The organism is Parasphingorhabdus sp., from assembly GCF_048269915.1.
Lineage (GTDB): Bacteria > Pseudomonadota > Alphaproteobacteria > Sphingomonadales > Sphingomonadaceae > Parasphingorhabdus.
Map to the genome: position 1 here is coordinate 125096 of NZ_JBLWTY010000003.1, position 24739 is coordinate 149834.

Sequence of the window (24739 nt, forward strand, 5' to 3'; positions counted from 1 at the left end):
GATAATAGCGGAAAGTGCCACTTTCCAGCCGCTATCGCGGAATCTTTCGGAGGGGAGTGGACAGGATGGATCGCACGATTTTTTCAAGATTCTCGGTATCTGGGGCCGTCTTGTTCATGACTGTGCTACTGGTCGCCTGCGCCACGGCAACCCCCTATCAACCCGAAACCGCTGGTCAGCGTGTCTCTGGCGGTTATTCTGAAATCCGCCTTGGAGAGAGGCGCTACCGGGTGCGTTTTGCCGGCAATACGCTTACGTCACGCGAAACTGTGGAAGGTTATCTGCTATACCGTGCAGCGGAACTCACGGTCGAGAGCGGTTACGACTGGTTCCGGATCACCGATCATACGACTGCGCGTGACCGGCGGATGTATATTGATCCCACGCCACGATATGACCCCTGGTACGGGGCTGGTTACATCTACTGGCGGCCGCACTGGCGCTATTATCGCGGCGGCGTCTGGTCGACATGGCATCCATATGGCCGGGACCCGTTCTGGTCCTATGATATGGATATGCGGACCGTGGAGCGATTCGAGGCGGAAGCGGATATCCTGATGTACCGGGGGCCGATGCGGATGGACGAAGCGCGTGCGTTTGATGCGCGAAAGGTCCTCGATGATCTTGGTCCAACGATCACGCGGCCAGATAATGATTAGGAGAAAAGGCTAAACTTACCGCTCGCGCAGCAGTAACGCTAAGCCTTGTCGGCGAAGAGCAGGCGGCCTGGGCCCAATCGCTCCAATATCACCGCAAGATCACTCTCGGAAAAGGCAAAGCAGCCTTGGCTGCGGCCCAGTTTTCCGTGGTTTTTTACCATTTCGGGTTCCGCATACCAGGCGCCGTGGATCACGATCGCGCGGGCCTCTGCCATATTGTTGCTGGGGTCGAGCCCCTTCAGCCGCCGGGACGTGCCATGCTTGCCGATATAGGTCTCGGTCGTCATATAGCTGCCGCCGGAGGAAGCTTCTGATCCCGGAACATTGGAGAATTCCTGTAGCCAGCCGGTATGTTTGCGATCAGAACCCTTACCGTGCGCCACCAGAAAGGACTGGCTGGTTCCGTTGACCACATCAACGATATGGAAGCGTTCCTTGGCAGAATGCAGCGAATAATCGGCAATACCGATCCTGTCAGTGTGTAATAATGATGATTCATGTTCTGCCAACGCCGCCTTGGCGCGATCGATCAGAGTGGGAGGACCCGGTGGCGGGGTGACAATCGGTCGCGCTGCAATCCGCGTGGCGCCTTTGCTGGCCGCTTGTGATTGAAAACCAAGGCCACAGGCGACTCCCGCGACGCCAAGCAGCCCGGAACTGATAAAATTTCTTCTCTTCATTTTTCGTTCATAACAGTTTCATCCTGTACACAAGATTAAGTATCTATACTTATTGTCGTGGCTGCTAACGGACGGAAGAAGGATTTCATGAGATTATTTTCGATCATTCTCGGGGGAATTTTTCTTTCTGCCTCCGCCAGCGCCCAGACCGACAATCATTTGAACTGGAGTGAAAAGCAGATTGCCGAATTACAAGAGCTGGTAGACGCGAAAGCGTCCGAGGGTCTGCACAATTGCTCCATAACCGATTTTAGCCAGCCCAATTCGGCCAGCGATCCCTACCGCCGATCGCGCCTTGCCTCGGCTGCTGCGAGCGAACTGATGGCCGCCTATCTTGAAGGATGTTCTCCCGCGTCATATCGAGCAAAATGGCATATTGGCAGCGATGACAAAAATATCGATACCCAGCAGCTGCTGCTGAAAGCGTTGATTCACGATGACCTCACCGCATATTTTGATGCGCTGCGGCCTCGTAATCCTCATTATCAGGCGCTGCGTAGCGCCTATGCCATTGAAGATGATGAAGAAAAACGCGCTATATTGGCGGAAAACATGGATCGCTGGCGCTGGATGCCGCTGGCCATGGGGCAAAAATATTTGCTGGTAAATGCCGCCAGTTTCGAGGTGACGCTGTGGGAGAATGACAGAAAACTCCAGACCTGGCCGATCATCGTCGGCAAGACCAAGTCTCCGACACCGATTTTTGAGGCCACGGTCAGCGGTGTGATCCTGAACCCCTGGTGGGAAATCCCGACATCGATTGTTGCCGAAGGCATCGGATCGATGGTGCGCAACAATCCCGCCGCCGCGCGGCGCAGAGGCTATGTGGTCCAGAATGGCCGCTATCGTCAGCGCCCCGGCCCCGGCAATGCCCTGGGGCAAATGAAGCTGGTCATGCCGAACTCTTACAGTGTCTATCTGCATGACACGCCGAACAAGAAGCTGTTTTCTGAACCGGTGCGGACATTCAGTCACGGCTGCATCCGGGTCGGCGGTGCGATTGATTTGGCAAAAACACTGCTCGGGGGGGCGGTGACAGAGGAGCGCGTTGATACGATCCTCGCTAGCCGGAAAACGACAAAACTGGCGTTGATGAAGGCGGTTCCGGTCTATGTTACCTATTTTACGGCTGAGGGAGCGGACGACGGCACAGTCCGCTACTTTCCCGATATCTACAGGCGCGATCGCCTGAAACTGGTGCAAAATGAGGCTGCCACCGACTGTGCGGCATAACCTCATCCCATGAGTGATACAGAAAATCGCGGTAGCGGGCAGGCGGGGTTCCGGCCAACCGCATCCACCGTAATATTAATTGCTGGTGTTTTTGCAGGTTTGATCGTCTGCTATTTTATCGCCGCTCCGTTTTTGCCGGCCATCGTCTGGTCGGTTACGCTAGCGTTGCTTTTCATGCCGCTGCAGGTGCGTCTCGAAAAATGGGTGCGGTCGCCCAGCCTTGCGGCTTGTCTGGCCGTCATGTTGGCGGCGCTGCTTGTGGTGGTTCCATCGGTGATCATATCCGGCCTGTTGCTGAATGAAGCAATGCGCGGTGCCGTCCACATGGCAGAGATCGTCAATCCTGACACATGGACTAGGATGGCAGAAGATAATGACATGCTGGCTCCGGTGGTGAGCCAAATTAGTGGCTGGGTGGATCTGACCGGCTTGCTCGACAATCTGGCTTCCTCGCTATCCGCTTGGAGCGGAAGTTTCATCCAGGGCTCTATCAAGGGTCTGATTACGATGCTCGTAACCTTTTTCTTCCTGTTCTATTTTTTGCGCGATCGAGGAAATGTGATCGGGCAGCTGGAAGCGATGCTGCCGTTCACGGAATCGGAGTTTGCGGTTTTGACCGGCCGGGTCTCCGATACGATCTATGCGTCGGTATATGGCACGATGGTGGTCGCCACCGTCCAGGGTGCGCTCGGTGGCTTGATGTTCTGGTGGCTCGGCCTGCCTTCGCCATTTTTCTGGGGCTTTATCATGGGATTGCTTGCAATTGTTCCCTTTCTGGGAGCATTTGTGGTCTGGGTTCCGGCGGCAGTCATTCTCGCAGTTAGTGGCGATCTGATCTCCGCTATCATTCTGGCGCTATGGGGCACGATTGTGGTCGGACTGATCGATAATATCATCTATCCGATTCTGGTGGGAGGCCGGCTGCGCCTTCACTCGGCGGTTTCCTTTGTCGCGATATTGGGTGGGCTGGTGTTATTTGGTCCTTCGGGGGTTGTGCTCGGTCCCCTGATCTTTGCGGTTTCACAGAGTCTGCTGCTGATAGCGCGTGGACGGATGAAGGAAAGCGGCCAGGCAGCCGGAGCGTAGCGGGCGATCGAATCGGGGTAGAAAACGGGCCATTGCCGTTACGGCAACGGGCAAAGAACTTTTTTCAGAGTTCAAAGAAGAGTTTTGTTGCAATGCAGCATAAAATGGCGTTAACGAGTTCCTCCAGCCTCCCCCAATAAAATACTGGAATCCCCCCATGATCTTCGCATTTCAGGACAAGTTCGCCAGATATTTGAAGCCGATATTGGGGGTATTGTCGCTGTCTTTCATTATGGCCTGCGGCGAATCTCCTCCGCCGGCCCCACCGCCCAAAGCTGTTTCCGTTGCTCTTCCCTTGCAGCGCGAAGTTGTGGACTGGGATGAGTTTACCGGCCGATTTGAAGCGATCCAAGACGTCGAAATCATGCCCCGTGTTTCCGGTACGATCGAGCGTATTGCCTTTCGGGAAGGCGTAGAAGTCCGGAAAGGCCAGTTGCTGTTCGTGCTTGATCAGCGGACTTTTCGCAACGCCGTGGCAGAGGCGCAGGCGCAGATAGACCAGAATGAAGCCACGGTTGCCAATGCCCGTACGGAAATGGAGCGGGCACGCGAATTGCTCAAGTTCGAAGCGGTGAGCAAGGAAGAATATGAGCAAAAGCAGGCTGTCTATCGCTCTGCGCTCGCACAGCGCAGTGGCGCACAGGCCAGGCTGAGCGAAGCGAAATTGCAGCTTTCCTACACCACGGTCCGTTCTCCCGTTAGCGGGCGGGTATCAGACAAGCGGGTCGCCCTGGGTGATACTGTAAGCGCGGGCCAGACCTTGCTTACCCGCGTCGGAACAGTGAATCCGATATATTTCAGCTTTGACGGGGCAGAGAGCTTTTATCTGAAATATATCCGGCAGGATCAGGCCGGGGAACGGCGTTCCTCGCGCTATGCCCATAATCCCATTGAAATTCAGCTGGCCGATGGCAGCGGCTATAACTGGCGAGGGCGTATGACCTTTGTTGATTCTGCCATTGATCCGGATTCCGGTACCATTCGCGCCCATGCAGAAGTGCAAAATCCGGACGGTTTTCTGGTTCCAGGCATGTTTGGACGCGCGCGATTACTGGGTTCCGGTACCTACAAGGCGCTTCTGGTACCCGATGAAACGCTGATCACCGACCAGACCCGTAAATTGCTGTACGTGGTCGGTAAAGATAATAAAGTAACCCAGCGGGTCGTTGAAACGGGACCGCTGGTCGAAGGATTGCGTGTCATCCGTGATGGCATTGCACCGACCGAAAAAGTGGTGCTGGATGGACTGGCCGGGTTGCGGCCCGGAATGGTGGTGAAGGCCAAGCTGATCCAGATCAAGCCGCGATCCGACAATACCGCGCCCGTATCGGTGCCGCTGGAAGCGCCGTTACCCACCGATGCCACGCCGGCGGAATAGGTTATGAAATTCTCCCATTTCTTCATCGACCGGCCCATATTTGCGGCTGTGTTGTCCATCCTGATCGTTATATTCGGGATTGTCGCCTATCCGGGCTTGCCGGTTGCGCAATATCCGGAAATCGCACCGCCGACGGTTGTCGTCAGCGCCACTTTCCCCGGCGCGACATCGGAAACCTTGGCCGAAACGGTCGCCGCACCGCTTGAGGAGTCGATCAACGGTGTCGAGGACATGATCTACATGTCATCATCCTCAACCGGTGACGGCAATCTGTCTATCACCGTGACCTTCGCGCAAGGGGTCGATGTCGATCAGGCACAGGTTCTGGTCCAGAACCGGGTTTCAACCGCAGAGTCGCGATTGCCAACAGAGGTCCGGCAGATAGGCGTTACCGTACGTAAGGATTCTCCGGATATTCTTCTGGTGTCGACTTTTTATTCGGACGATGATTCGCTGCCGCAAGAATATGTTTCCAACTATGTCAAACTGCAGGTTATCGACCGGTTGTTGCGTATTCCCGGTGTTGGCGGCGTCCGCCAATTTGGTGGTCGTGACTATAATATGCGGATATGGATTGACCCCGACCGAGCCTCGGAACGGAATTTGACGGTCGATGAGATCACCAATGCTGTTCGTGCGCAAAATGTTCAGGTTTCGGCGGGCTCAATCGGGCAGCCGCCGTTTAACGAGGGCGGCACGGCCTTTCAACTGAGCATCCAGACCCAGGGCCGGCTGACGACGCCTGAACAATTTGGGGAAATCATCGTCAAAAGGGATGAGCAGGGGCGAATGACCCGCCTGCGCGACGTTGCACGGGTCGAACTGGGCGCTCAGGATTATAGCGTCAACGCCTATCTCAAAGGAACCGCAACTGCCGCGCTTGGTATAACCCAGTTGCCCGGTTCCAATGCTCTGACGACGGCCGAGGAGGTCAAGGCGGAGCTGGAGCGGGCGGCACAAAGTTTTCCACCGGGCATGACTTACGAAATTCCCTATAACCCGACAGAATATATCGAGGCGTCGATAGAGGCTGTGCTGGATACGCTGGTCGAGGCAATCATCTTGGTTGCGATTGTTGTGCTGGTTTTCCTGCAAAGCTGGCGTGCAGCGATTATTCCAATCATCGCCATTCCGGTATCCCTGATCGGGTCGCTGGCGATGCTTTCGGCTTTCGGTTTCTCGCTCAACAACCTGTCGCTTTTCGGCATGGTGCTGGCGATCGGAATCGTCGTCGACGATGCAATTGTTGTCGTGGAAAATGTCGAGCGATTGATGGAAGAAAAGGGGCTGGGTGCACTGGAAGCCGCGCACGAAACGATGCGCGAAGTATCCGGCGCGCTTATTGCCATCGCCTTGGTGCTGGCTGGTGTTTTCATCCCGACAGCATTTATTCCCGGCATATCCGGTCAATTTTACCAGCAGTTTGCCCTCACGATTGTGAGTGCGACGATCATTTCCGCATTCGTATCGCTGACGCTGTCGCCCGCTATCGCAGCGCTTTTGCTAAAGCCGAAAGAGGAAGTCGAGCCTGCGGAAGGCTGGCGCGGTTTTCCGGGGAGATTTGCCCGTCGATTCAATAGCGGTTTTGCAAAATTGTCGGAGCGCTACGGCAAATTCACGGCCCGTGCCGTGCGTATGTTGCTCATCGTCTCCGTCGTTTATGCCGCCCTTATCGGTCTGACTGCATGGCGGTTTTCGGATACCCCGACGGGGTTCATCCCGGCTCAGGATCAGGGTTATCTTATCGCTGTTGTACAAATGCCGCCAGGAGCGTCTCTGCAACGTACCGATGAAGTGTTGCTGGACGCGCAGAAGATTGCGCTGAAGAATAAGGCGGTGAAGGCCACGGTTGCTTTTGCCGGTCTGGATGGTGCGACTTTTACCTTGGCACCGAATGCCGCAACGATGTTCATACCGTTGAGCCCGCATGGCGAGCGGGCGGATGCAGATGCGGTCGCGAATGAACTGCGCAGTGCTATGTCATCGATCACAGCAGGCAATATCCTGATTATTCCACCCCCGCCGGTACGCGGAATCGGCACCGGTGGCGGTTGGAAAATGATCGTCGAGGATCGCAGTGGCGCAGGATTGCGCACTTTGGAACAAGTCACCATGGGAATGATGATGGCGGCCAATGGCGAAGAAGGGCTAACCTCGGTATTCACCACCTTCAACACCAGCACACCGCGCCTATATGCTGATATTGATCGCGAGCGCGCGGAACGGCTGGGGGTGCCGGTCGAGAATATTTTTTCGACAATGGCTACCTATCTGGGATCGACGTTTATCAATGAATTTAACTATCTCGGGCGGACGTTCCGTGTCACGGCACAAGCGGATGCGGCCCACCGTGATCAGGTCAGCGATGTGGGCCGTCTGAAGACGCGTTCTGCCGCCGGTAAAATGGTGCCTCTGGATGCGGTGATGACGTTAAAGAATGACAGTGGGGCCTACCGGGTTGTGCGTTACAATCTCTATCCTTCGGCCGAGCTGCAGGGAGATACGGTCAGCGGTTTTTCGAGCGGCCAATCGCTCGAAACCATGGAAAATCTGGCCGCAAAAACCCTGCCTCAGGGTTTCGGCTATGAATGGACGGAACTGGCGTTCCAGCAGAAGCAGGCAGGCAATACCGGAACGCTGATATTCGGTCTTGCCGTGATATTCATCTTTCTGTTGCTGGCCGCGCAATATGAGAGCCTTGTGCTCCCACTTGCGGTCATCCTGATCGTTCCCATGTGTCTGTTGGCGGCCATATTGGGTGTCAATCTGATGGGTATGGACAATAATATCCTCACTCAGATCGGGTTTGTGGTGCTGATTGGCCTGGCAGCCAAAAATGCCATATTGATTGTCGAATTTGCAAAGCAGAATGAAGATGCGGGGATGGAATTGCTCGAGGCCGCACACAAGGCGGCAGCGCAGCGGCTGCGACCGATTCTGATGACCTCCTTCGCATTCATATTGGGCGTGTTGCCTCTGGTTGTCGGGTCCGGGCCGGGATCAGAAATGCGGCAGTCGCTGGGTGTTGCGGTATTTTTCGGCATGATTGGTGTGACGATTTTCGGATTGCTGTTCACTCCGAGCTTTTACGTTCTTGCTCGCAAGCTCGGCGACAAAATCTCCCGGAAGCAAGCTGCTGCCCCGCAACCCGCGGACAGCATTGCGGAGACGGGCTCATGAGGAATATATTTGGTGTCGCGCTCTCTGTGATCACGCTGTCCGCCTGTACGGTCGGGCCGGATTACCGACCACCGGCGGCTCTGCCGGATGGTTCCACGACGCTGACAGAGGCCCGCGACAATTCCAATATCGTCATGGCGGAGCTTCCGGAGAAATGGTGGCAGTTGTTCGATGATCCCGTGCTGGACCGGTTGGTCGACAAGGCGCTTCGCAACAATATGGATCTGCGTATTGCCTCGGCCAATTTGCAGAGATCGCGCGCGTTGCTGGCGGAAGCCGGGGCAGGGCGTCTGCCGGTAACCACCGGAAGTGCTTCGGCAACCCGTCAACGGACGGCAGATAATCCTGCGAATGGTGCGATTGGCCCGGCAACGATGGATTTTTTCTCGGTCGGGTTTGATGCTTCCTATGAGATAGATATTTTTGGCGGTGTGAGCCGGTCGATCGAAGCGGCGCGAGCGGATTCCGCCGCAGCGCAGGCATCGCTCGATGCGGCGCGCGTCTCGATAGCGGCGGAAACGGCGCGCACTTATGCGCTCGTCTGTTCCTTTGCCCTCCAGGGGCAGGTTGCTCGGGAAACCGCGCGGCTGCAGGAACAGACGCTCGATCTGACGCAGCGACTGCTGCTTGGCGGGCGGGCCAATCGCCGCGATGTAGATCGCGCTATATTGCTGCTTGAACAGGCGCGTGCGCAGATACCGCAATTTGAAGCTGAACGGCGTGCATCTCTATATGCGCTCGCCGTTTTGACCGGAGATCCGCCCGCCAATGCCGATGTCGAAGCCGCCGCTTGCAGTGCGTTGCCGAATATCGTCGCGCCGCTTCCGGTAGGCAATGGCCGGGACCTGCTCGCCCGGCGCCCCGATGTCCGTCAGGCTGAACGTCAGCTTGCTACGGATATTGCCCGTATAGGTGTCGCAACGGCCCAGCTTTATCCTTCGATCACCTTGCTCGGTGGTCTGTCACTGGGTTCGAGCGATATCGGTGATCTGAACCGGAACGATTCCCTTGGTTATTCGATCGGGCCTTTGATCAGCTGGAATTTTCCCTTCAACAATGCCGCGCGCGCGCGGGTAAGTCAGTCCGAGGCGGTGGCAGATGGATCGCTGGCTGAATTTGACAAGGTTGTGTTGACGGCCCTTCAGGAAACGGAGCAGGCGCTGGCGCGGCTGAGTGGCGCGATTGAGCGTGAACGCTCCCTCGACAAAGCGGTCGCCGCGAGCGAGAGTGCTGCCCATATATCCCGGTTGCGCTATGATTATGGCGCGGACAGCCTCTTCCAGCTGCTGGATTCCGAAAGCGAAAGAGCGCAAATCCGAGCCATGGCTGCTGCTGCCCGAGCGAACCGCTCGACGGCGCAGATCAGTCTGTTCAAGGCGCTTGGTGGCGGGTGGCAAAATGCTCCGGACATAGATGAAAAGCCCGCCGTCGAGGATTAGGTGAGGATTTCCCGATAGCGGGATTGCACCAGTCAATGCCCGCTCTATATTCCTGTTCACCGTTAGGCATATACATTCCGCTAATGAAATATGTTGGCCGAATTTGATGCCGCGGAAACAGGCAATCATGGCGACTGATGTTCAGTTGCCCGGCGTTCCGCAATAGCCGCCGCGAGCGCCTTTTTTATAGCGACAGGAAGGCAGGCCAAATAGACCTGCGTTAGGGTCTGCGCACTGGTCGGGTTGGCATAGTGGAGCCGTAGGGCTATTATTCGGGCGACTGGGTTTGCTGGCGCAATTGCGAGCGGTTAAAACCATGGTGACAGCACACCCCCGACATGCCTGACCGATTTTTTTCATCTGGATATGATATTTTTGCCCCGACCAGTCCCGGATATTGAACCGATGCGAATAGCTGCTGATATTCTGGCGACCGCCGACATATTGGCGCGCATCGCCTTCGTAAACAAACGCGTTAAACCGGAAGTTTCCGGCGGGAATAAGGCTGAGGGTGTAATCGCCTTCGCCCAGTACGAGTTCCTGGCTAAAGAAACTGTGATCACGCGGTGCGTGATAGGTGGTCCAGTTTTCTCGCATCCCGTTGCTGCAGGACATGAGAACGGCGTTGTTAATCTTCCCGCCGGCGACCACTTTATTGGCCATCAAATTATCTGTTGCAGTAATTCCTGCTAGCAAAGCGCCTGTGGTAACCGCGCCAGTCAATAATATATTTTTCACAGTGAACCTCGGTTTTTTTTGGGGGGGTGTTGGGAGCGGTTTAAGGAACCGGTTTCAACGGATGACAGCTCTCCAGACTCCGGTTCCACCGCAAAAAGCTGTGCCAGAACCGCGATAGGGGCGACCGTTGGTCACATCGCGCGCCGCATAGGTGCCCGTGAGGCTGAATGGACAGCCGGATGCAGTGCCAGCGACAGGAGAAACGGTAATCGCTCTCCCGTTCAGGGTGACACTAACCTGTCCCTGCGAGGGAGCACCTCCACCGGAAGTGGGGCGCACGTAAAAATTCCAGAGGCTTGCCGGAGCGCATGTTTGGCGACGAAGTTCGAAATTATAGAAAGCTGCGCCCACCTGCATTGAGCCGCTCCAGTTGGAACCGCGACTGTCACAAGGCAGCGCTTGGGCCGGAGCGGTGATAAAATAAGTGCTGAGCGCAGCCATTACGAGATACCGTTTTTTCACTATTTCCTCCTAATATTGCGAACAAATTTGATCCGGCAAATTGTAAATTCCGCTAGAGTCGGATATTGCCGCTTCAGGGGATCAAATTATGCGACAGCACCAAATGGCGATATTCGCATATGTGCGTATTTCGTCAGGGAGCCGGATGGAGCGCAACATGATGTGCAGCGGCAACGATCAAAGCGGTGATTGATCTTTCGGTCTTGATTGCCGAAGATGAGGCACTGGTTCGTCAGGGGATCGTGGCGCTAATCGAAGACAGCGTTGGCGAGATCACAGAATGTTCCGACGGAGAAGAAGCGCTGAATCTTCTCAAGAACAGACCATTTGACCTGGCATTGCTGGATATCGGTCTTCCGCGCCGGACGGGCATCGATATCTTGGCCGAATTACGTCGCCGCGAGATGAATATCAAAGTGATTATCTTGACCGGCGATACCAATAGCTATGCACCCGCTTCCATCTACGAAGCCGGGGCGGACGCGTTTCTTTACAAAACGGCAGAGGCAGAAAATTTTCTTGAAATTTTCAAGGCGGTTGCAAAGGGGCGGCCGGTTGGATCTCGACCAGCTGACGTTGGCAGCAACGCCCGGTCCGTGGCAGAATTGCGCGATCAATTGACGCCGCGTGAGCTGCAGATCGTCAAGCTCATTGTCGAGGGCTCCAGTAATCGGGATGTTGCAGGATCCCTGTGTATTAGCGAGCATACGGTTCGCAAGCATCGCGAGCATATCAATCAGAAACTGGATGTGCATTCCCCGGCATCGCTGGCGGCATTTGCGATCAAGGCGTCGCTGGTTTAATCATCGCGCCTTGCCATTTGGCGATCATGCAGAAAGCGACCCAATTTACGGGTATCAATCGGTTTCGACAGACAGGGAAGTCCATAGGCTTCAATTTCGGCCAATATTTCTGGCTCGGTTGCTCCAGTCAGGACTACAGCGCTTAAATCAGGAACATGCTCCCGCAGTTTATCAATCACCTCCAGGCCGTTGCTGCCAAACAGATGATAATCAACAATAGCGAGATCGGGGGCAAAACCATTCCGCATGGCATTTTCCGCCTGTGCGCCGTCTTCGGCAATTGCGATCTGGCACCCCCAGGTTTCGAGCATGGCCTTCATGGCTTCCAGAACGCTGGTTTCATCATCAACTGCAAGAATTTTCATGCCCGGCAAGGGAATTGCTGTCTTTGTGGATTTCCCTTCCTCTCCGGCAAATTGATATTTTGCCTGTGCCACAGGAAACTCCAGAATGAATCGCGTCCCTTCGCCGAGAGTGGATTCTACAGTCACGGTTCCGCCCAATAATTTCGTGAAGTTTTTCACTACATAGAGCCCCAGGCCGTACCCGCCATGCTCCCCATTCTTGTGGTCTTCCAGACTAATGTAGGATTCAAATATCCGATCAATATCGCCCTTGGCTATCCCGTTGCCATCATCGCATATTTCGATGATCCACTTTGATGATTGACGCCGTGCCAGAATTTCAATCTTGCCCTTTGCCGCCTTCAGCGCATTTTCAAGCAGATTACTCAAAATCCGCTGCAGCATGGCACCATCTGTGACAATCTGGCCGGGACCTATGTTCTGAACATATTGAAGTCCGCGTTTTTCCGCCTGAATTTCAAATCCGCCGCTGACACTGCTTACGAGGGCGTCCAGTTCCACAGACGCCCAAACAGGTGACTTTTGCGTGGTTTCCGCTCGCGCACTATCCAGCGTGTCCTGTAACAAGTCCCCCATATTGCGAATGGATTCATTCTGCTTTTCGAGCAATTTGGTAGCAGCAGAATTGCCAATTTTATTGCGCAGCGCCGAATTGAACATTGCCAATGCATGTAGGGGCTGGCGCAGATCATGGCTGGCGGCAGCGATGAACTGGGCCTGATCATGGGCGCTATTTTCAGCCTTCGCAGCGGCGGATTTAAACGCCCGGGTACGGTCGCGAACCTGTTGTTCGAGATCGAGATTCAATTTTTCCAGAGCGACAGATGTGTCGCGTGCATTTTTAAAAGTGGTTTGCAGCCGGAGCAGCAGTGCATAGGAATAGCCCATGCCCAGGATCAATATTCCAAAGGGTGTGAGATCAAATCCTGTGCCATTATCGGTATAGATCACTGCATCATTGATCGCGGTGACCAGAAAGATCATGTTGGAAATCAAAATTATCGCAGCACCGGGTTGCTTGCCAAGCATCGCCTTTGCCGTGAAGACGATGCTGAAGAGGATGACAAAGATATTCATCCCGATGGAAAAGTCACGAAAATGGGTGAAGAAGCCTTCCGGGGTCAGCAGGACCATGGCGGTCAGCAGCAGATTTAATCCGATTATGGCAAGGGTTGTTCGTTCCGGGAAAAAGCCGGGAAAAACCGAACGGAAAAAGAGGACATAGACGGCTGGCGCGGCGAACAGGCTGGCATAAGGAAACCGTAGATCGGACCAGTAGGAAGATTCGGCAAAATAGATATGGAAATAGGGGATGACTCCGGAAATCCTGAACACCATGATGAAGCAGAGCAGGCTGAACCACAAATGCACCGGACCTTGTTCGCGGTGATTACGGTCGGCGAGATAAAAGATCAGGTGGAATATGCCGATGGCCAGCAGAACGCCAAGCACCAGAACATAATAGAGCGATAGAAACCCAAGCGTACGGAACAGCTGCTGTGAATCCCAGATTGTTGGGGGATGGCCGGGGCCACCAAAGGCGTGAGAAAAATTGGATATCTGCAGCACCAGTTCGCTTTTGCCGGGATAGGCTGGAAAAATACGTGATGTATAATGGGACCGGTGTCTGCCGGGCTGGTCAGATACAATCCCGTTTGCTCCGATCGGAATACCATTGGCATATAATTTCCACGCCGAGTGCGGAGAAATTTGGTGAAAGGACAGTTCCTTGCCATAATCCGGCAGATCAAGTTTGGCTCGAAAAGTGGCAACGCCATAAGCGCCGTTCATACGCGGGTGATCCACCTTGTTCCAGCGTCCCGGAATATGGAACAGAGCCCCCTTATATTCCTTGTCGAAATCCTGGGGCGCCACAAGCTTGCCCCAGATAACCTCCCATTCCCCGACCAGCTTCAGCGGCTGGTTCTGAGTATAGTCCCAGTCGGGATTCACCAACTGGCCATTTTCAATTTCGGTTTTTGCGAAGGCTGGGGTGCTGCATATTGTCAGCAGAATGAGCAAGTGGAAGACAATGCGATGCCAGCCACCCGAAAGGGGCGACCGGAGGCGGTTCATGAGAAGATCGGACCCCGTCATTTGTCCGCTGCATAGACCTTCCGGCCCAGCTCGCCAATACGGCCTCGTCCGTATATAAGCGGTTATGTGCTTGCTGTTCTTTGACGAGATGGTCCTCCAAAACCCAAGACGGCGATCATTGGCAGCAATATCAATATATCCGCGCCCAGAGCGAGGATGAAGATAAGGATACAAAGCCCGCCGAAATAAGCGACGGTGGGCATGGCGCTGGACAAGGTCGCAATCAGTCCAACCGAAAGCACAACACTTGTTGTGATGAGTGCTGGTGCAACATGCTCCATGATTTGGGGCAGTTGTTGCACGGTAAAGCTCCTGGGGTGATTGGCGCGTTTGATTTGCAAACGGTTGAGCACATGAATTGTATCATCCACCGCAACGCCGAAAGCGACAGAAAGTGCCAGTGCGCTCGTAAACTGCAATTTCCATCCGCTGAACATCAGCCATGCGCCGACCATCAGGATCGGCAATATATTGGGTATGACAGCCGCAACCCCGTAGCGCCATTGACGAAACCATACAGCGATCAGCAGAGGGCAGGCGAAAGCGGCAATAAGGAAACTGATCGTCAATTCGCGGATCATCCGATCCGATTGTGTGGCCGCCAGAACCCCAAGGCCGGTTACAGCTTCTGCTCGTAATCCTTCCAGATTTAATTTTGCCAACTCCTGATTGATTTGTGCTGCAAGGATTCTGGTTTGCGAGGAAGGGGTGTCGCGGATCATGACGCTGATTTTGAAACCATCTTCATGACGACCTGTCAGGTCATCGCGTGTTCGTTCTGGCAATTGCTCCAGTATTTTCTTCAAGTCGGCAACCGTTGCCTCGGGATTATTTTTCCGCAACAGTTTTTGAACGCTGGCCAGAGATACGACGGTGTGGTCCTGGAATTTGGTTTCCAGCTTGTCATGCGCTTTCTCCAGTTGTTCAAGAAATGTCGGTGAAACCAGCGCTCCTTCTCCATTTTTTTTAAGAACAACATCCACTGATTGGGTCGGCCCGGCAATTGCCTCGACTTGCAGCATGGCCAAGACTATCGGGTCCTGTTCGTGCAGATATTCGCTGAACTTGTGGCTTGTTTGCACGGGCAGGAATTGTACCAGTAAAAAACCACACAATATGATGCTGCCGGTCACCACAGCATATCTTCGTTCCAGCAACCATTTTGTGATCCGGTTTAATCCACTGCTCGACCCCATTTGCGGAAGGCTCTTTTGGGTCAGGGCTTTTTGCACCGGCGGATAGTCCCAGACCAGCGCATAGACTAAGGGATGGATGAAAATGACGCTGAATAAGGCGATCAGCATACCGGTAATGCCCGCGACAGAAAAGCTGCGGATCATTTCGGAATCAGAATAGAAAAGGCTGGCTAGCGCAATTATTGTTGTCAGACTGGTCAGGACGCTCGGCGGACCTATAGCGCGCATCATTGAACCAATGGCTTCCCGCTTCCTCATGCCTGCTGCTGCATTTTTCCTGAGTTCATGCGTCATATGAATGCAATCAGCCATTGTCAGGACCAGAATCAACACCGTGACCGTATTTGAAATGACGTTCATCTCAAAGCCGAGAAGGCCAAAGCTGCCTATCGTCAACAGAAGTGCCAATGATGGCGCGATGCCATTGAGTGCACCGATCCAGATGCTGCGAAATAGCAGAAGAGTAATCAGTGACCCCAATATGCCGCCAACCATGCTGAATAAAACCTGCTCCGACTTGAGTTGCGAAACAATGTGGTGACGCATTGGGATCAGACCGGTCATTGCAAGAGACAGGTTTCCTTCTGCTAATACCTTCCCGATCAGGTCGTTAAGCTCGGTTAACAAGGGGGTCGCGACATCCAGGTCCGTCATATGATCTTCAACCGAGAATATTATCACCGTCTCGTTAAGTTCGCCATTGATCAGCGACGCAAGTTTCGGGTCAGCTTTTTGCGCAGCGCGCATTGGTTGGGTGATATCTGGATAAGAAGACAGGTCATCGGCCAACAGCGTTCTATATTCGCCCGTTTTAGGATCAAATTGCTGTTGCGAAAAAATCGATATTGCGATTTCAATCCCCTCGATTAACTGCCCATCAAGGACCAAGCCTCTCAGCAACTCCAACTGCTTCCGATCAAAAGGTTCCGGGGATTTTGCGACGATCAATATATTCGCATCGGATTGCGGAAAATCTTCAACATGGCGTTGATATTGCGTATATTCTTGAGAGGATGACACAAAGATATCACGGGTGCCGTCGCGATATTGGATTTGCGTGGCGGCATAGACTGCTCCCAGGCAAATAAAGAGCAGTACCGCTGCCAGCCATCGTCCATGGCTCAATATGACTGACGTGATAAATTGTAGAAACCGCTGTAGTTTGGAAATTACCAATGCCCCTTTCAATCCCGAGCAAGGCAATTATCCGTGGACGATCAAACGCAATATACGCAGTTATTCGTATATCTTGAAATTGCCAGCTTTTCTAATCCGAATATGGGATCGCGACCTACAGGAAGCAGGGGCATGTGCTTTGAAATTCACGCATTGCTACGCAAGGGCTTCAGTCGCCCGTTGGCTGATTTTCGGATCGGCGATATTCGTTGCAGCGGGTATGTCCATTTCGGTCGGTCGGGCACAAAATGCGTCGCCGATTCCATTGTCGCAATTTGCTGGAAAATGGTCAGGAACCGGTTGGGGAAAGCGTGATGGTTCTGCGGTGCTGGAGCCGGTGCGATGTCGCTTGATTGCACGCTATCGCAAAGCGACACGCAAATTGGTTTTTAGCGGCAAATGTGCAGCCACCAGCCGGACTTTCACATTGCTGGGGCATTTGGCCCATTATCCTGGAACAGCGAAAATTACCGGTCGCTGGGTCAATCCTGGTGGCGTTGGTTCAATCAACATTGTCGGCAAAAGGCGGCTCAACCAGATGAATTTCGAATTTCAGGCGAAGGACCGGAAGTCGGGAAAAAGAGAAAGGTTCCGAAGTCGCTGGAAATTCCGCCGTTCGGGTTTCTCCATCAATACAGCTCAACTGACACCAGCCCCATTACCGATTGGATCCATTACATTTGAACGGAAGAATTGACATGGTCGCGGACGGTAAAACGAATACAGCCGGACAATCACGGCAGGCTGGTCCCATGAACAGGCTGGGTAGTTTCTGTATGACTTTGGTAGCGCTGGCGTGGCTGGGCAACGCTATTTATGCGTGGGGAGCACCCGATGGATTGCTAAAGCGATATTCCCCTGCGCTGGTCGCCAGTTCGATGATCACATTCGCAATTCTACATGGCAGCAACCAATGGGGCATGCGAAGAGTGCTGTCATTTGCAGTCACGATCTTCAGTTTCGGGTGGTTCTTTGAAACCGTCAGTATCACTACCGGCTTTCCATTCGGCAATTATAGCTATGGAGAAAATATGTGGCCGTTCTTTGGCCATGTCCCGGTCGCGGTGATGCCTGCCTATTGGGTAATGGCCTATGTTTGTTGGTCGCTGGCACTGTTGCTGCGCAAGCGAATTGATGGTCCGATGGACCGTAATTTCATGATAGGCGTGCCGGTAATTGGAGCGCTGCTGATGGTGGTGTGGGATCTGTCAATGGACCCGCTGCGGGCGATTGCGGAGCAACGCTGGCACTGGCATGATGGCGGTCCCTATTTTGGCGTACCGCTGACAAATTTTCTTGGCTGGTTTTTCGTCACTTGGTCGATGTTTCAGGTTTTTGCCATATTGGTCCGGCAAACGGGGCGCGATGCCCCGTCTCGTATAGCTATAGATAACCGGAAATACTGGTTCTCCGTTCCGCTGATGTATTTGGCTTTTCCGATAGAATATCTGCTCAATCCTGTATTCGCCCGCGCGCTGGGAAATAGCAATTTGCATAGTGTTGATGCGATATCGCCAACGGTTTATTTTGAGATTGCCCTGATCACCTTGCTGACGATGGTGCCGATAGCATTTGGCGCGATGGCGCGCCTTCACCAGTCGAGTCAACCAACTCAAGCCTTGGAAAAGCTGCTGATATTACCAGAGGCCGATGGATGACCTTGCCGCTGTTCCCGACCGCTGCCCTTTCTCATATTGACAGGTCGCAGGCTTGTGATCTGGCGCTTAAGCAGGCCTATGCAAGACTGGAGAAGACGGTTGATTGGCTCGAATCCCAACCTGATGAGACCAGTGTAAGAATTCATTGCTTGTTTGCCCGCCTCTATCTTTATGATACGAAATATTGGTTCAAAACACCGGCACTTGATGAAAACGCGGATTTTCTAAAGCTGTTTGCTGCCCGGTTCATGGATGGTTATTTCAATCAGGTCATTGACGTGGTGCGGCAGGGAGAACTGCCTGACGCAGGCAATTGGTCCAAATATTTCAAACGCACCGAAAAGCTCACGATGCGCAGCAATATATTTTTGCATTTGATAGTTACCATTACGGCTTTGCGTACGCATATTTGCTGCGACCTCCCGGAGGCTCTCTTGGCGGCGGCAGATGACTATGAACGATTGTTCGGCCACCCCATGCAACTGGTCGAAAACCGGAATCTATTTTTCGCGCCATCCAATCAGGCGGTTTTTTACGATGCCATATTGGAGTTCATGGAATTTCATCAAACGCACCCCAGCTTGTTCCGCCGGACGACACTCGATTTTTTCGCGATATTGGTAAGGCTGAGCAGGGGAATCTGGTGGCCCATTCTCAACGGCTGGAGGCTATCCTCTTGGATCGGCTTTGAAAGCCGGATTGAAAAAAGTGCTGTCTAGCTAGGCAGGTTGATTGCTCAAGGCCACGATTCCGATTCCGATTCCGCCTTTCGGCCGCGCTGCCCGATTGGCGGCCAGGCCTTCGCCCATCGCTACCGTGAATTTGTTGGGCATAGGCCAGATATATTATGTTTTTTTACCATAGAAATAATGGTGAGCCCTGCTGGGTTCGAACCAGCGACCTACTGATTAAAAGCTTGCCTTGAGGTATATGCAAGCCTCTGTAAATAGGTGCATATTCTTCATATGTCGCTGATTTGGAAACGCTACGATGTACTAAGGCAGGGGGGTGTTGGTCCAAACAACCCCATGGCATATATCAAAATATCAAGTGACATTCTGGAACCAGATGCAAGTTCCATAGACCAGCCGTTGTTTCAGAAACACCTGCATGCTTCAATGTTGCTGTCTCCGTTTGCCAATCGCGGCACCGGATGCCATGATACACTCATGCGGCTGCGTCAGATCGAAATATTCTATCATGTGTATCAGGAAGGCTCGATCACCGGCGCGGCGCGGGCGCTCCATGTTTCGCAGCCATCAGTGAGCAAGGTGCTGCGCTACGCCGAGGACCAGCTGGGGTTTCTATTATTCAAGCGTGAAAAAGGCCGGTTATATCCAACTCCTGCTGCCGATGAACTATTTGGTGATATCAAAGATATATACCAGCGGATCGCAGCTTTTGACCGATCCGCGCAGAATATAAGAAACCGGAAAGGGGGGCATATACGTCTCGGTGTCCTTCCCTCGCTGAGTCTTGATATTGTGCCGGAATGTATTGCTGAGATGCGCAAATCCCAGCCTGAGCTCAGCTTCGAGATTTCCACTCTCCATTCGCATGAAATCAAGGTCGCCATATTGGAGAACCGATGCGATCTTTGTCTGGGATATGGCGCGATCACGGATGACCGGCTTGATATCCGGCAGCTTGCGGAAGGCCAGTTGATGTTGGTCGCAAATGACGAACGGCCGATTGATTCCGAGGGAGCGGTGTCGCTCCCGGTTCTGCACGAACGACCATTTGTCGATTTAAAGGACAGTGGTCCACTGGCAGAAATATTGGCCCACGAGCTGGAAGAACAGGCAATTTGTCCGGAGACTATCGTTACGGCTCAAACTTATTATGTCGCCCTGTCGCTTGTGCGTAAAGGGCTGGGAGTAACGGTTACCGATCAGTTCACAGCCTGTTCCCAGCTTTGTACTGGTCTGAAAAGATATCCTTTTTCGCCGCCGCTTGGATTTTCCATTATTTCTGTTGTCCAAAAGGGCCATCCGCAAGGAAAGTTGATTGAAGCGTTCATCGATGTGGCGAGCGATTTCATCCAGTCTCAAATCTGAGCGAGCACCATAGCATCAGTGTTGCATATGGTGAGGCCATAGCCTGTGTTTATATACTTCCATCGATAATGTAACAGTCAGAATATTGCTTTGGCGAAGCTAAATGTGTCACATTCTGCTGGGGTTTGGAAAATCGAAGCACAATATCTTCGAATCCAGATAAAAATCTGACGGTCTTTCAGGGAGACAAATATGTCAAAATCGAAAAAAATAGTTAGCCATCTGTTATGTTCATCAGCCTTGATGGTCGGGACCAGCGGTGTGGCATGGGCGCAAGATGCGGCTGCACAAGGCGCAATTGACGGTGAAAATGTTATCGTGGTCACCGGTTCGCAGATCAAGGGCGCGAAAATTGACGATATTCTTCCGGTAACGGTGCTTGACGAAGAGGCAGTTGAAACCACCGGGGCAGATTCGGGCGATGAGCTTTTCAGGGCCATTCCACAGGCTGGCACGGTCGAGTTCAACGATCAGAGCAGTCAGTCGAACAGCCCCAATGCGGCGCGCGGCGACATTGCGTCGATCAATTTGCGCGGATTGGGCACCGGCAATACACTGCTTCTGATCAACGGCCGCCGGATGGTTCTGAATCCAGGTTTCCAGACCGAGCTGTTTGTTCCGGTTGTGTCATCGGACACGAATGAGATCGCGCCGGGTGCCGTTCGCCGCATCGAAGTTCTGCGGGATGGTGCCTCTGCACTTTACGGCGCTGACGCCGTTGCGGGCGTGGTCAATACGATATTGAAGGACAATCTGGACGGCGGGTTTTTGCGCGCCAACTATTCCGCGTCAACCGGTACAAGCCTTTATAATTCGAGTATACGGGGCGGCTATGGCTTTGATTTCAACGAGGGCCGCAGCAACCTGACGCTCTATGGCTATTATTTTCATGAAAATGGTGCGCCGACGTCGATGCGCGACTATTCCAGCAGCAGCGACCTCCGCCGCTTGGTCGAAGGCACGGATTTCGAGGGGGATTCCAATTTTCACAACAGAAGCTCGGACACGCCCTGGGCTACATTTGATATTCAGGGTTCGGGCGCGACTTCCAGTAATATCTGGGCCGTGCGCGATGATGATTTTCACATCCAGCCATGCAGTTTCCTGACGCCGGGAGACACCAGGTCAGTTGTTCTCGGCAATGGCCTTTGTGCCGATAACGGGTCCAGCGTGGATTCCGATCTTCGTTATGATTCCAATAGTGACCGGAGCCTCTATTCCGAGAAAGATCGCTATAATGTGTCTGCGCTCTTCAATCATGAATTGAGCGATGCGGTAGAATTTTATGCCGAAGGATCATTTTATCGATCCAAGTCCACCCGCGTTCGTGAACAAAGCGGTCCGCTGTCTGCCGTGCCCCTGGGCGTGCTGTCATCGGCTTATTATAACCCGCTGGGCGCAACGACCCTGCTCGACGGGTCACCCAATCCCAACCGGCTGGACGGACTGGGTTCCGGAGTCAGCGATTCCGGTCGCGACCTGTTGCTGGAAAATTACCGCATCATTGACGCCGGGCCGCGCAATATCACGGTGACAAAAAACACCTATCGTGTGGTCGCCGGCCTGAAAGGGGATCTGTGGGGCTGGGATTTTGATACCGGCTTTCTCTATTCGCAGGCCAATACAACCGATCTGGCCCGCAACCGGATATCCAGCAGCCTGCTGCAGGATGCAATCAACCGCAATGACGCGACCGCATATAACCCGTTCAATGGCGGCTGCCTTGATAATGTGAATATCGGCGATTGTACCCCGAGCAACGACCAGGTTCTGGAAGACATTGCAATCGACGTGTTCCGCAAGGGCGAAACGACATTGGCGCTGGCTGATTTCAAGGTTTCCAGGCCTGATATCTTCACCCTACCAGGCGGTGATGTCGGTCTTGCCGGGGGCATAGAGTTTCGCCGGGAGACGTTTCTGGATGATCGTGATCCCAGGCTGGATGGAACAATAACCTTCACCAACGCGGTTACCGGCGCAACCAATGGCAGCGACGTGATGGGCAGCAGCCCGACGCCCGATACCAGCGGCAATCGCGAAGTTTATTCCGCATTTGTCGAAACATTCGTGCCCCTGATATCGGAGGACATGGAGATTCCGCTCGTCCATTCGCTGAACCTGCAACTGGCCGGGCGCTTTGAAAGTTTCTCGGATACCAGCAGCACGTTCGTTCCCAGAGCAGCCGCTTCCTGGACGCCGTTTTCCGGTGTGATCCTGCGCGGTGCATGGTCGCGAGGTTTCCGCGCGCCAAATCTGATTCAGGTCAATGATATCGGTACGACCCGGTCGAACTCCGAACGGCCCGCAGTTGAATGCGTTGCCGAGCTTATCAAAGGCATTGAAACGGATGCGGGAGACTGCGGCACCCGATCCGTTGTCGACTACCGGACGGGCAATGATCTCGAACCGGAAAAGAGCCAGAGCATCAATTTCGGCATTGTCGTCGCGCCGGGGTTCATTCCCGGACTAACGCTGACGGCAGACTATTGGCGCGTGAAACAGACTGGTATTGTCGGTATTTTTGGCGCTCAAAATGCCTTGTACCTGGATTTGGTCGAGCGTCTGCAAGGCCGGTTCAATCCGAATGTGGTGCGCGCCGATCCGGACGCAGACCAGCTCGATCTGTACGCCGGAACCGGCATTCTGCCGGCCGGTGATATTATCGAGATTTTGAATCCGTATCGAAATCTGGATTCCCGGGTAAGCAAAGGCTTCGATTTCGGCCTGTTCTATACCGTGCCGGATTTTGGTATTGGCAGATTCAAGCTTACCGTGAATGCCGCGCGGCTGAAGAGTATTTTCCAGTTGCCGGGTGAGGATGGATTGCCGCTGCTGAACGATTTGCCGGCCCTGCTGGCTGCCATACCGGAAGTCTCGGAGGCCAGCATTGCGACATTGCGACCCGAAAGCTTTGGCGAGCAACTCGAACTGGACGGTCGACCGAAATGGCGGCTTAGCGGCTCGGTGAACTGGCGATCCGGTCCGGTCGCGGTCAACCTGTTCGGCCGGTATGTCGGCAAGATATTTGATGTTAGTGCAGTTCAAAATGATACCGGCGCATTTTACCGGGTGAATGACTGGTTCACTATGAATGCCTCGATCAGCTACACGATCAACAATGATACCGGACTGGATGGAACGAGGATAAAATTCGGTTTCAACAATATCTTCAATACGGAGCCGCCATTGTCGGACGAGCTGTTCGGTTTCGACGGCGCATTGCACAGCGCAAGGGGACGACAGTTCCGGTTCGAGATCCAGAAGAAATTCTGATCAGTGGACAGAGTAGCTAGAGCGTTGCCACGTCGTTTCTTCCCTGCGGATCTGATGGCGATTTCGATCTGGATGGCGGCAGTTGCTCTGGCCGTTATCCTGCCGGCTCCCGCGCATGCCGCGGGAGCCGGTGACAATATTCGTTGTGAAACGGAAAAGGTCACGCTTGATACGGCTTTCCCGTCGGGCAATGTGGCGTCTTGCGAGGCCTCGGGATCGAAGCGCATCAATGTCACGCTGGTGCCCGAAGACAAGCCGCCGATCAATTGCAGTGCCTGGTATGCGTTCCGTCTGACACCCCGCACGCCAGGCAAGATCACGCTGAATCTGGACTATGAAGCCTGCGGACACCGCTATTGGCCGAAGACCAGCTCGGACGGGGTCAACTGGGATTATCTGCCGAAGAAATTTGTTAAAGTCGAAGAGGTTGACGGTCTCAAGCGGGCGCGAATTACCGTCAAGCTCAAGAATGTTCCGCTATTTGTCTCTGCCCAGGAAATCTTTCCGCCATCTGTTTATCGTGCGTGGCTGGACCAGACAGCGCAATCTTCGGACGCCGAAGGCTGGCTGCTCGGGAAATCGGCAGAAGGACGGGATATCCCCGGGCTTAATATTCGGACAAATGGCACGGAGCCGCTTGAACAGGTCGTCCTGATCGGCCGCCAGCATCCTCCCGAAGTGACGGGGGCGCTGGCGATATTGCCATTTGTCGAAACTCTGCTGGCCGACACTCCTCTTGCCAAACGCTATCGCGAAAGATTCGAAACGATTGTCGTTCCGATGCTCAATCCCGATGGCGTTGTGCGCGGCCACTGGCGGCACAGCACGGGGCATGTCGATCTCAATCGAGACTGGGGGCCGTTTACGCAGCCGGAAACGAAGCTGATGAAAGCGTTGCTGGATGGTATCGAAAAGGATCTGAACAAGAATCTGCGCCTGTTTGTCGATTTCCATTCCACCAAGCATGATATTTTCTACACCATTCCCGACGATTATCAGACGACACCCCCGCTGTTCCTGAAAAACTGGCTGGATCTGCTGCAGCAGCGGACGCCGGACTATGAGGTCAATCGGGATGCCGGCCACAATCTCGGTCAACCCAATTCAAAAAATTATGTCCACAAAAGATATGGTGTCCCGACCATGACCTATGAAATGGGCGACGAAACGGATCGGCAGCTTCTCCGCAAAATTGCCATAGCGGCAGCGACCGCGATGATGGAAACGCTCCTGGGAACCGAAGCGCCCCGATGAAATGG

General features: G+C 53.8%; 18 protein-coding genes. 13 read left to right on the plus strand and 5 right to left on the minus strand.

All coding sequences use genetic code 11. From position 1 onward, the window contains the following. Positions 1–65 precede the first annotated feature (65 nt). On the plus strand, positions 66–659 hold the full coding sequence (locus ACN0WX_RS09105) for a CC0125/CC1285 family lipoprotein (RefSeq protein WP_417622000.1): 594 nt from the start codon (positions 66–68) through the stop codon (positions 657–659). A gap of 38 nt (positions 660–697) precedes the next feature. Here ACN0WX_RS09105 and ACN0WX_RS09110 read toward each other — a convergent pair whose 3' ends face one another. Next, positions 698–1339, minus strand: coding sequence for a murein L,D-transpeptidase catalytic domain family protein (locus ACN0WX_RS09110; protein ID WP_417622001.1), 642 nt, complete (start codon positions 1337–1339; stop codon positions 698–700). A gap of 87 nt (positions 1340–1426) precedes the next feature. Here ACN0WX_RS09110 and ACN0WX_RS09115 point away from each other — a divergent pair, with 87 nt between their 5' ends. From ACN0WX_RS09115 to ACN0WX_RS09135, 5 genes are all read left to right on the plus strand, one after another. Further along, on the plus strand, positions 1427–2572 hold the full coding sequence (locus ACN0WX_RS09115; protein WP_417622002.1) for a L,D-transpeptidase family protein: 1146 nt from the start codon (positions 1427–1429) through the stop codon (positions 2570–2572). 9 nt (positions 2573–2581) lie between these two features. Further along, entirely contained in the window at positions 2582–3658 is a 1077-nt protein-coding gene (locus ACN0WX_RS09120; RefSeq protein ID WP_417622003.1) for an AI-2E family transporter, read from the plus strand. A gap of 157 nt (positions 3659–3815) precedes the next feature. Continuing rightward, complete coding sequence (locus ACN0WX_RS09125) at positions 3816–5036, plus strand: efflux RND transporter periplasmic adaptor subunit (protein ID WP_417622004.1); 1221 nt, start codon at positions 3816–3818, stop codon at positions 5034–5036. Between the two features lie 3 nt (positions 5037–5039). Further along, a complete protein-coding gene (locus tag ACN0WX_RS09130; RefSeq protein WP_417622005.1) occupies positions 5040–8216 on the plus strand; it encodes an efflux RND transporter permease subunit in 3177 nt (1058 codons plus the stop codon). After that, positions 8213–9655, plus strand: a complete 1443-nt coding sequence (locus tag ACN0WX_RS09135; RefSeq protein ID WP_417622006.1) for an efflux transporter outer membrane subunit — start codon at positions 8213–8215, stop codon at positions 9653–9655. Before ACN0WX_RS09130 ends, ACN0WX_RS09135 begins: the two co-directional genes overlap by 4 nt. A gap of 141 nt (positions 9656–9796) precedes the next feature. Here the strand turns inward: ACN0WX_RS09135 and ACN0WX_RS09140 are convergent, their stop codons facing one another. Continuing rightward, positions 9797–10318 carry a hypothetical protein gene (locus ACN0WX_RS09140; protein WP_417622007.1) on the minus strand — a complete coding sequence of 174 codons (522 nt, stop codon included), beginning with the start codon at positions 10316–10318 and terminating at the stop codon, positions 9797–9799. A 129-nt stretch (positions 10319–10447) separates the two neighbouring features. Then, positions 10448–10855, minus strand: a complete 408-nt coding sequence (locus ACN0WX_RS09145) for a hypothetical protein (RefSeq protein WP_417622008.1) — start codon at positions 10853–10855, stop codon at positions 10448–10450. A gap of 185 nt (positions 10856–11040) precedes the next feature. Here ACN0WX_RS09145 and ACN0WX_RS09150 point away from each other — a divergent pair, with 185 nt between their 5' ends. Beyond that, positions 11041–11658: a response regulator gene (locus ACN0WX_RS09150; protein WP_417622009.1), complete on the plus strand. Its 618-nt coding sequence runs from the start codon at positions 11041–11043 to the stop codon at positions 11656–11658. Here ACN0WX_RS09150 and ACN0WX_RS09155 read toward each other — a convergent pair. Together ACN0WX_RS09155 and ACN0WX_RS09160 are read right to left on the minus strand one after the other, a co-directional pair. Continuing rightward, a complete protein-coding gene (locus ACN0WX_RS09155) occupies positions 11655–14099 on the minus strand; it encodes an ATP-binding protein (protein ID WP_417622010.1) in 2445 nt (814 codons plus the stop codon). The genes ACN0WX_RS09150 and ACN0WX_RS09155 overlap by 4 nt on opposite strands. An 83-nt stretch (positions 14100–14182) precedes the next feature. Further along, positions 14183–16441 carry an efflux RND transporter permease subunit gene (locus ACN0WX_RS09160; RefSeq protein WP_417622011.1) on the minus strand — a complete coding sequence of 753 codons (2259 nt, stop codon included), beginning with the start codon at positions 16439–16441 and terminating at the stop codon, positions 14183–14185. Position 16442: 1 nt separating this feature from the next. Between ACN0WX_RS09160 and ACN0WX_RS09165 the strand changes: the two genes are divergently transcribed. The 6 genes from ACN0WX_RS09165 to ACN0WX_RS09190 all read left to right on the plus strand — a co-directional run bounded on the left by ACN0WX_RS09165 (position 16443) and on the right by ACN0WX_RS09190 (position 24734). After that, positions 16443–17189 carry a hypothetical protein gene (locus ACN0WX_RS09165; RefSeq protein WP_417622012.1) on the plus strand — a complete coding sequence of 249 codons (747 nt, stop codon included), beginning with the start codon at positions 16443–16445 and terminating at the stop codon, positions 17187–17189. A gap of 55 nt (positions 17190–17244) precedes the next feature. Then, positions 17245–18150 (plus strand): carotenoid biosynthesis protein, encoded by a 906-nt coding sequence (locus ACN0WX_RS09170; protein ID WP_417622013.1) that lies wholly within the window; start codon positions 17245–17247, stop codon positions 18148–18150. Then, complete coding sequence (locus ACN0WX_RS09175; protein ID WP_417622014.1) at positions 18147–18869, plus strand: hypothetical protein; 723 nt, start codon at positions 18147–18149, stop codon at positions 18867–18869. Before ACN0WX_RS09170 ends, ACN0WX_RS09175 begins: the two co-directional genes overlap by 4 nt. A 399-nt stretch (positions 18870–19268) precedes the next feature. Then, positions 19269–20207: a LysR family transcriptional regulator gene (locus tag ACN0WX_RS09180; protein ID WP_417622015.1), complete on the plus strand. Its 939-nt coding sequence runs from the start codon at positions 19269–19271 to the stop codon at positions 20205–20207. 192 nt (positions 20208–20399) lie between these two features. Beyond that, positions 20400–23480: a TonB-dependent receptor domain-containing protein gene (locus ACN0WX_RS09185; protein WP_417622016.1), complete on the plus strand. Its 3081-nt coding sequence runs from the start codon at positions 20400–20402 to the stop codon at positions 23478–23480. 54 nt (positions 23481–23534) lie between these two features. After that, a complete protein-coding gene (locus tag ACN0WX_RS09190; RefSeq protein WP_417622017.1) occupies positions 23535–24734 on the plus strand; it encodes a M14-type cytosolic carboxypeptidase in 1200 nt (399 codons plus the stop codon). Positions 24735–24739 lie beyond the last annotated feature (5 nt).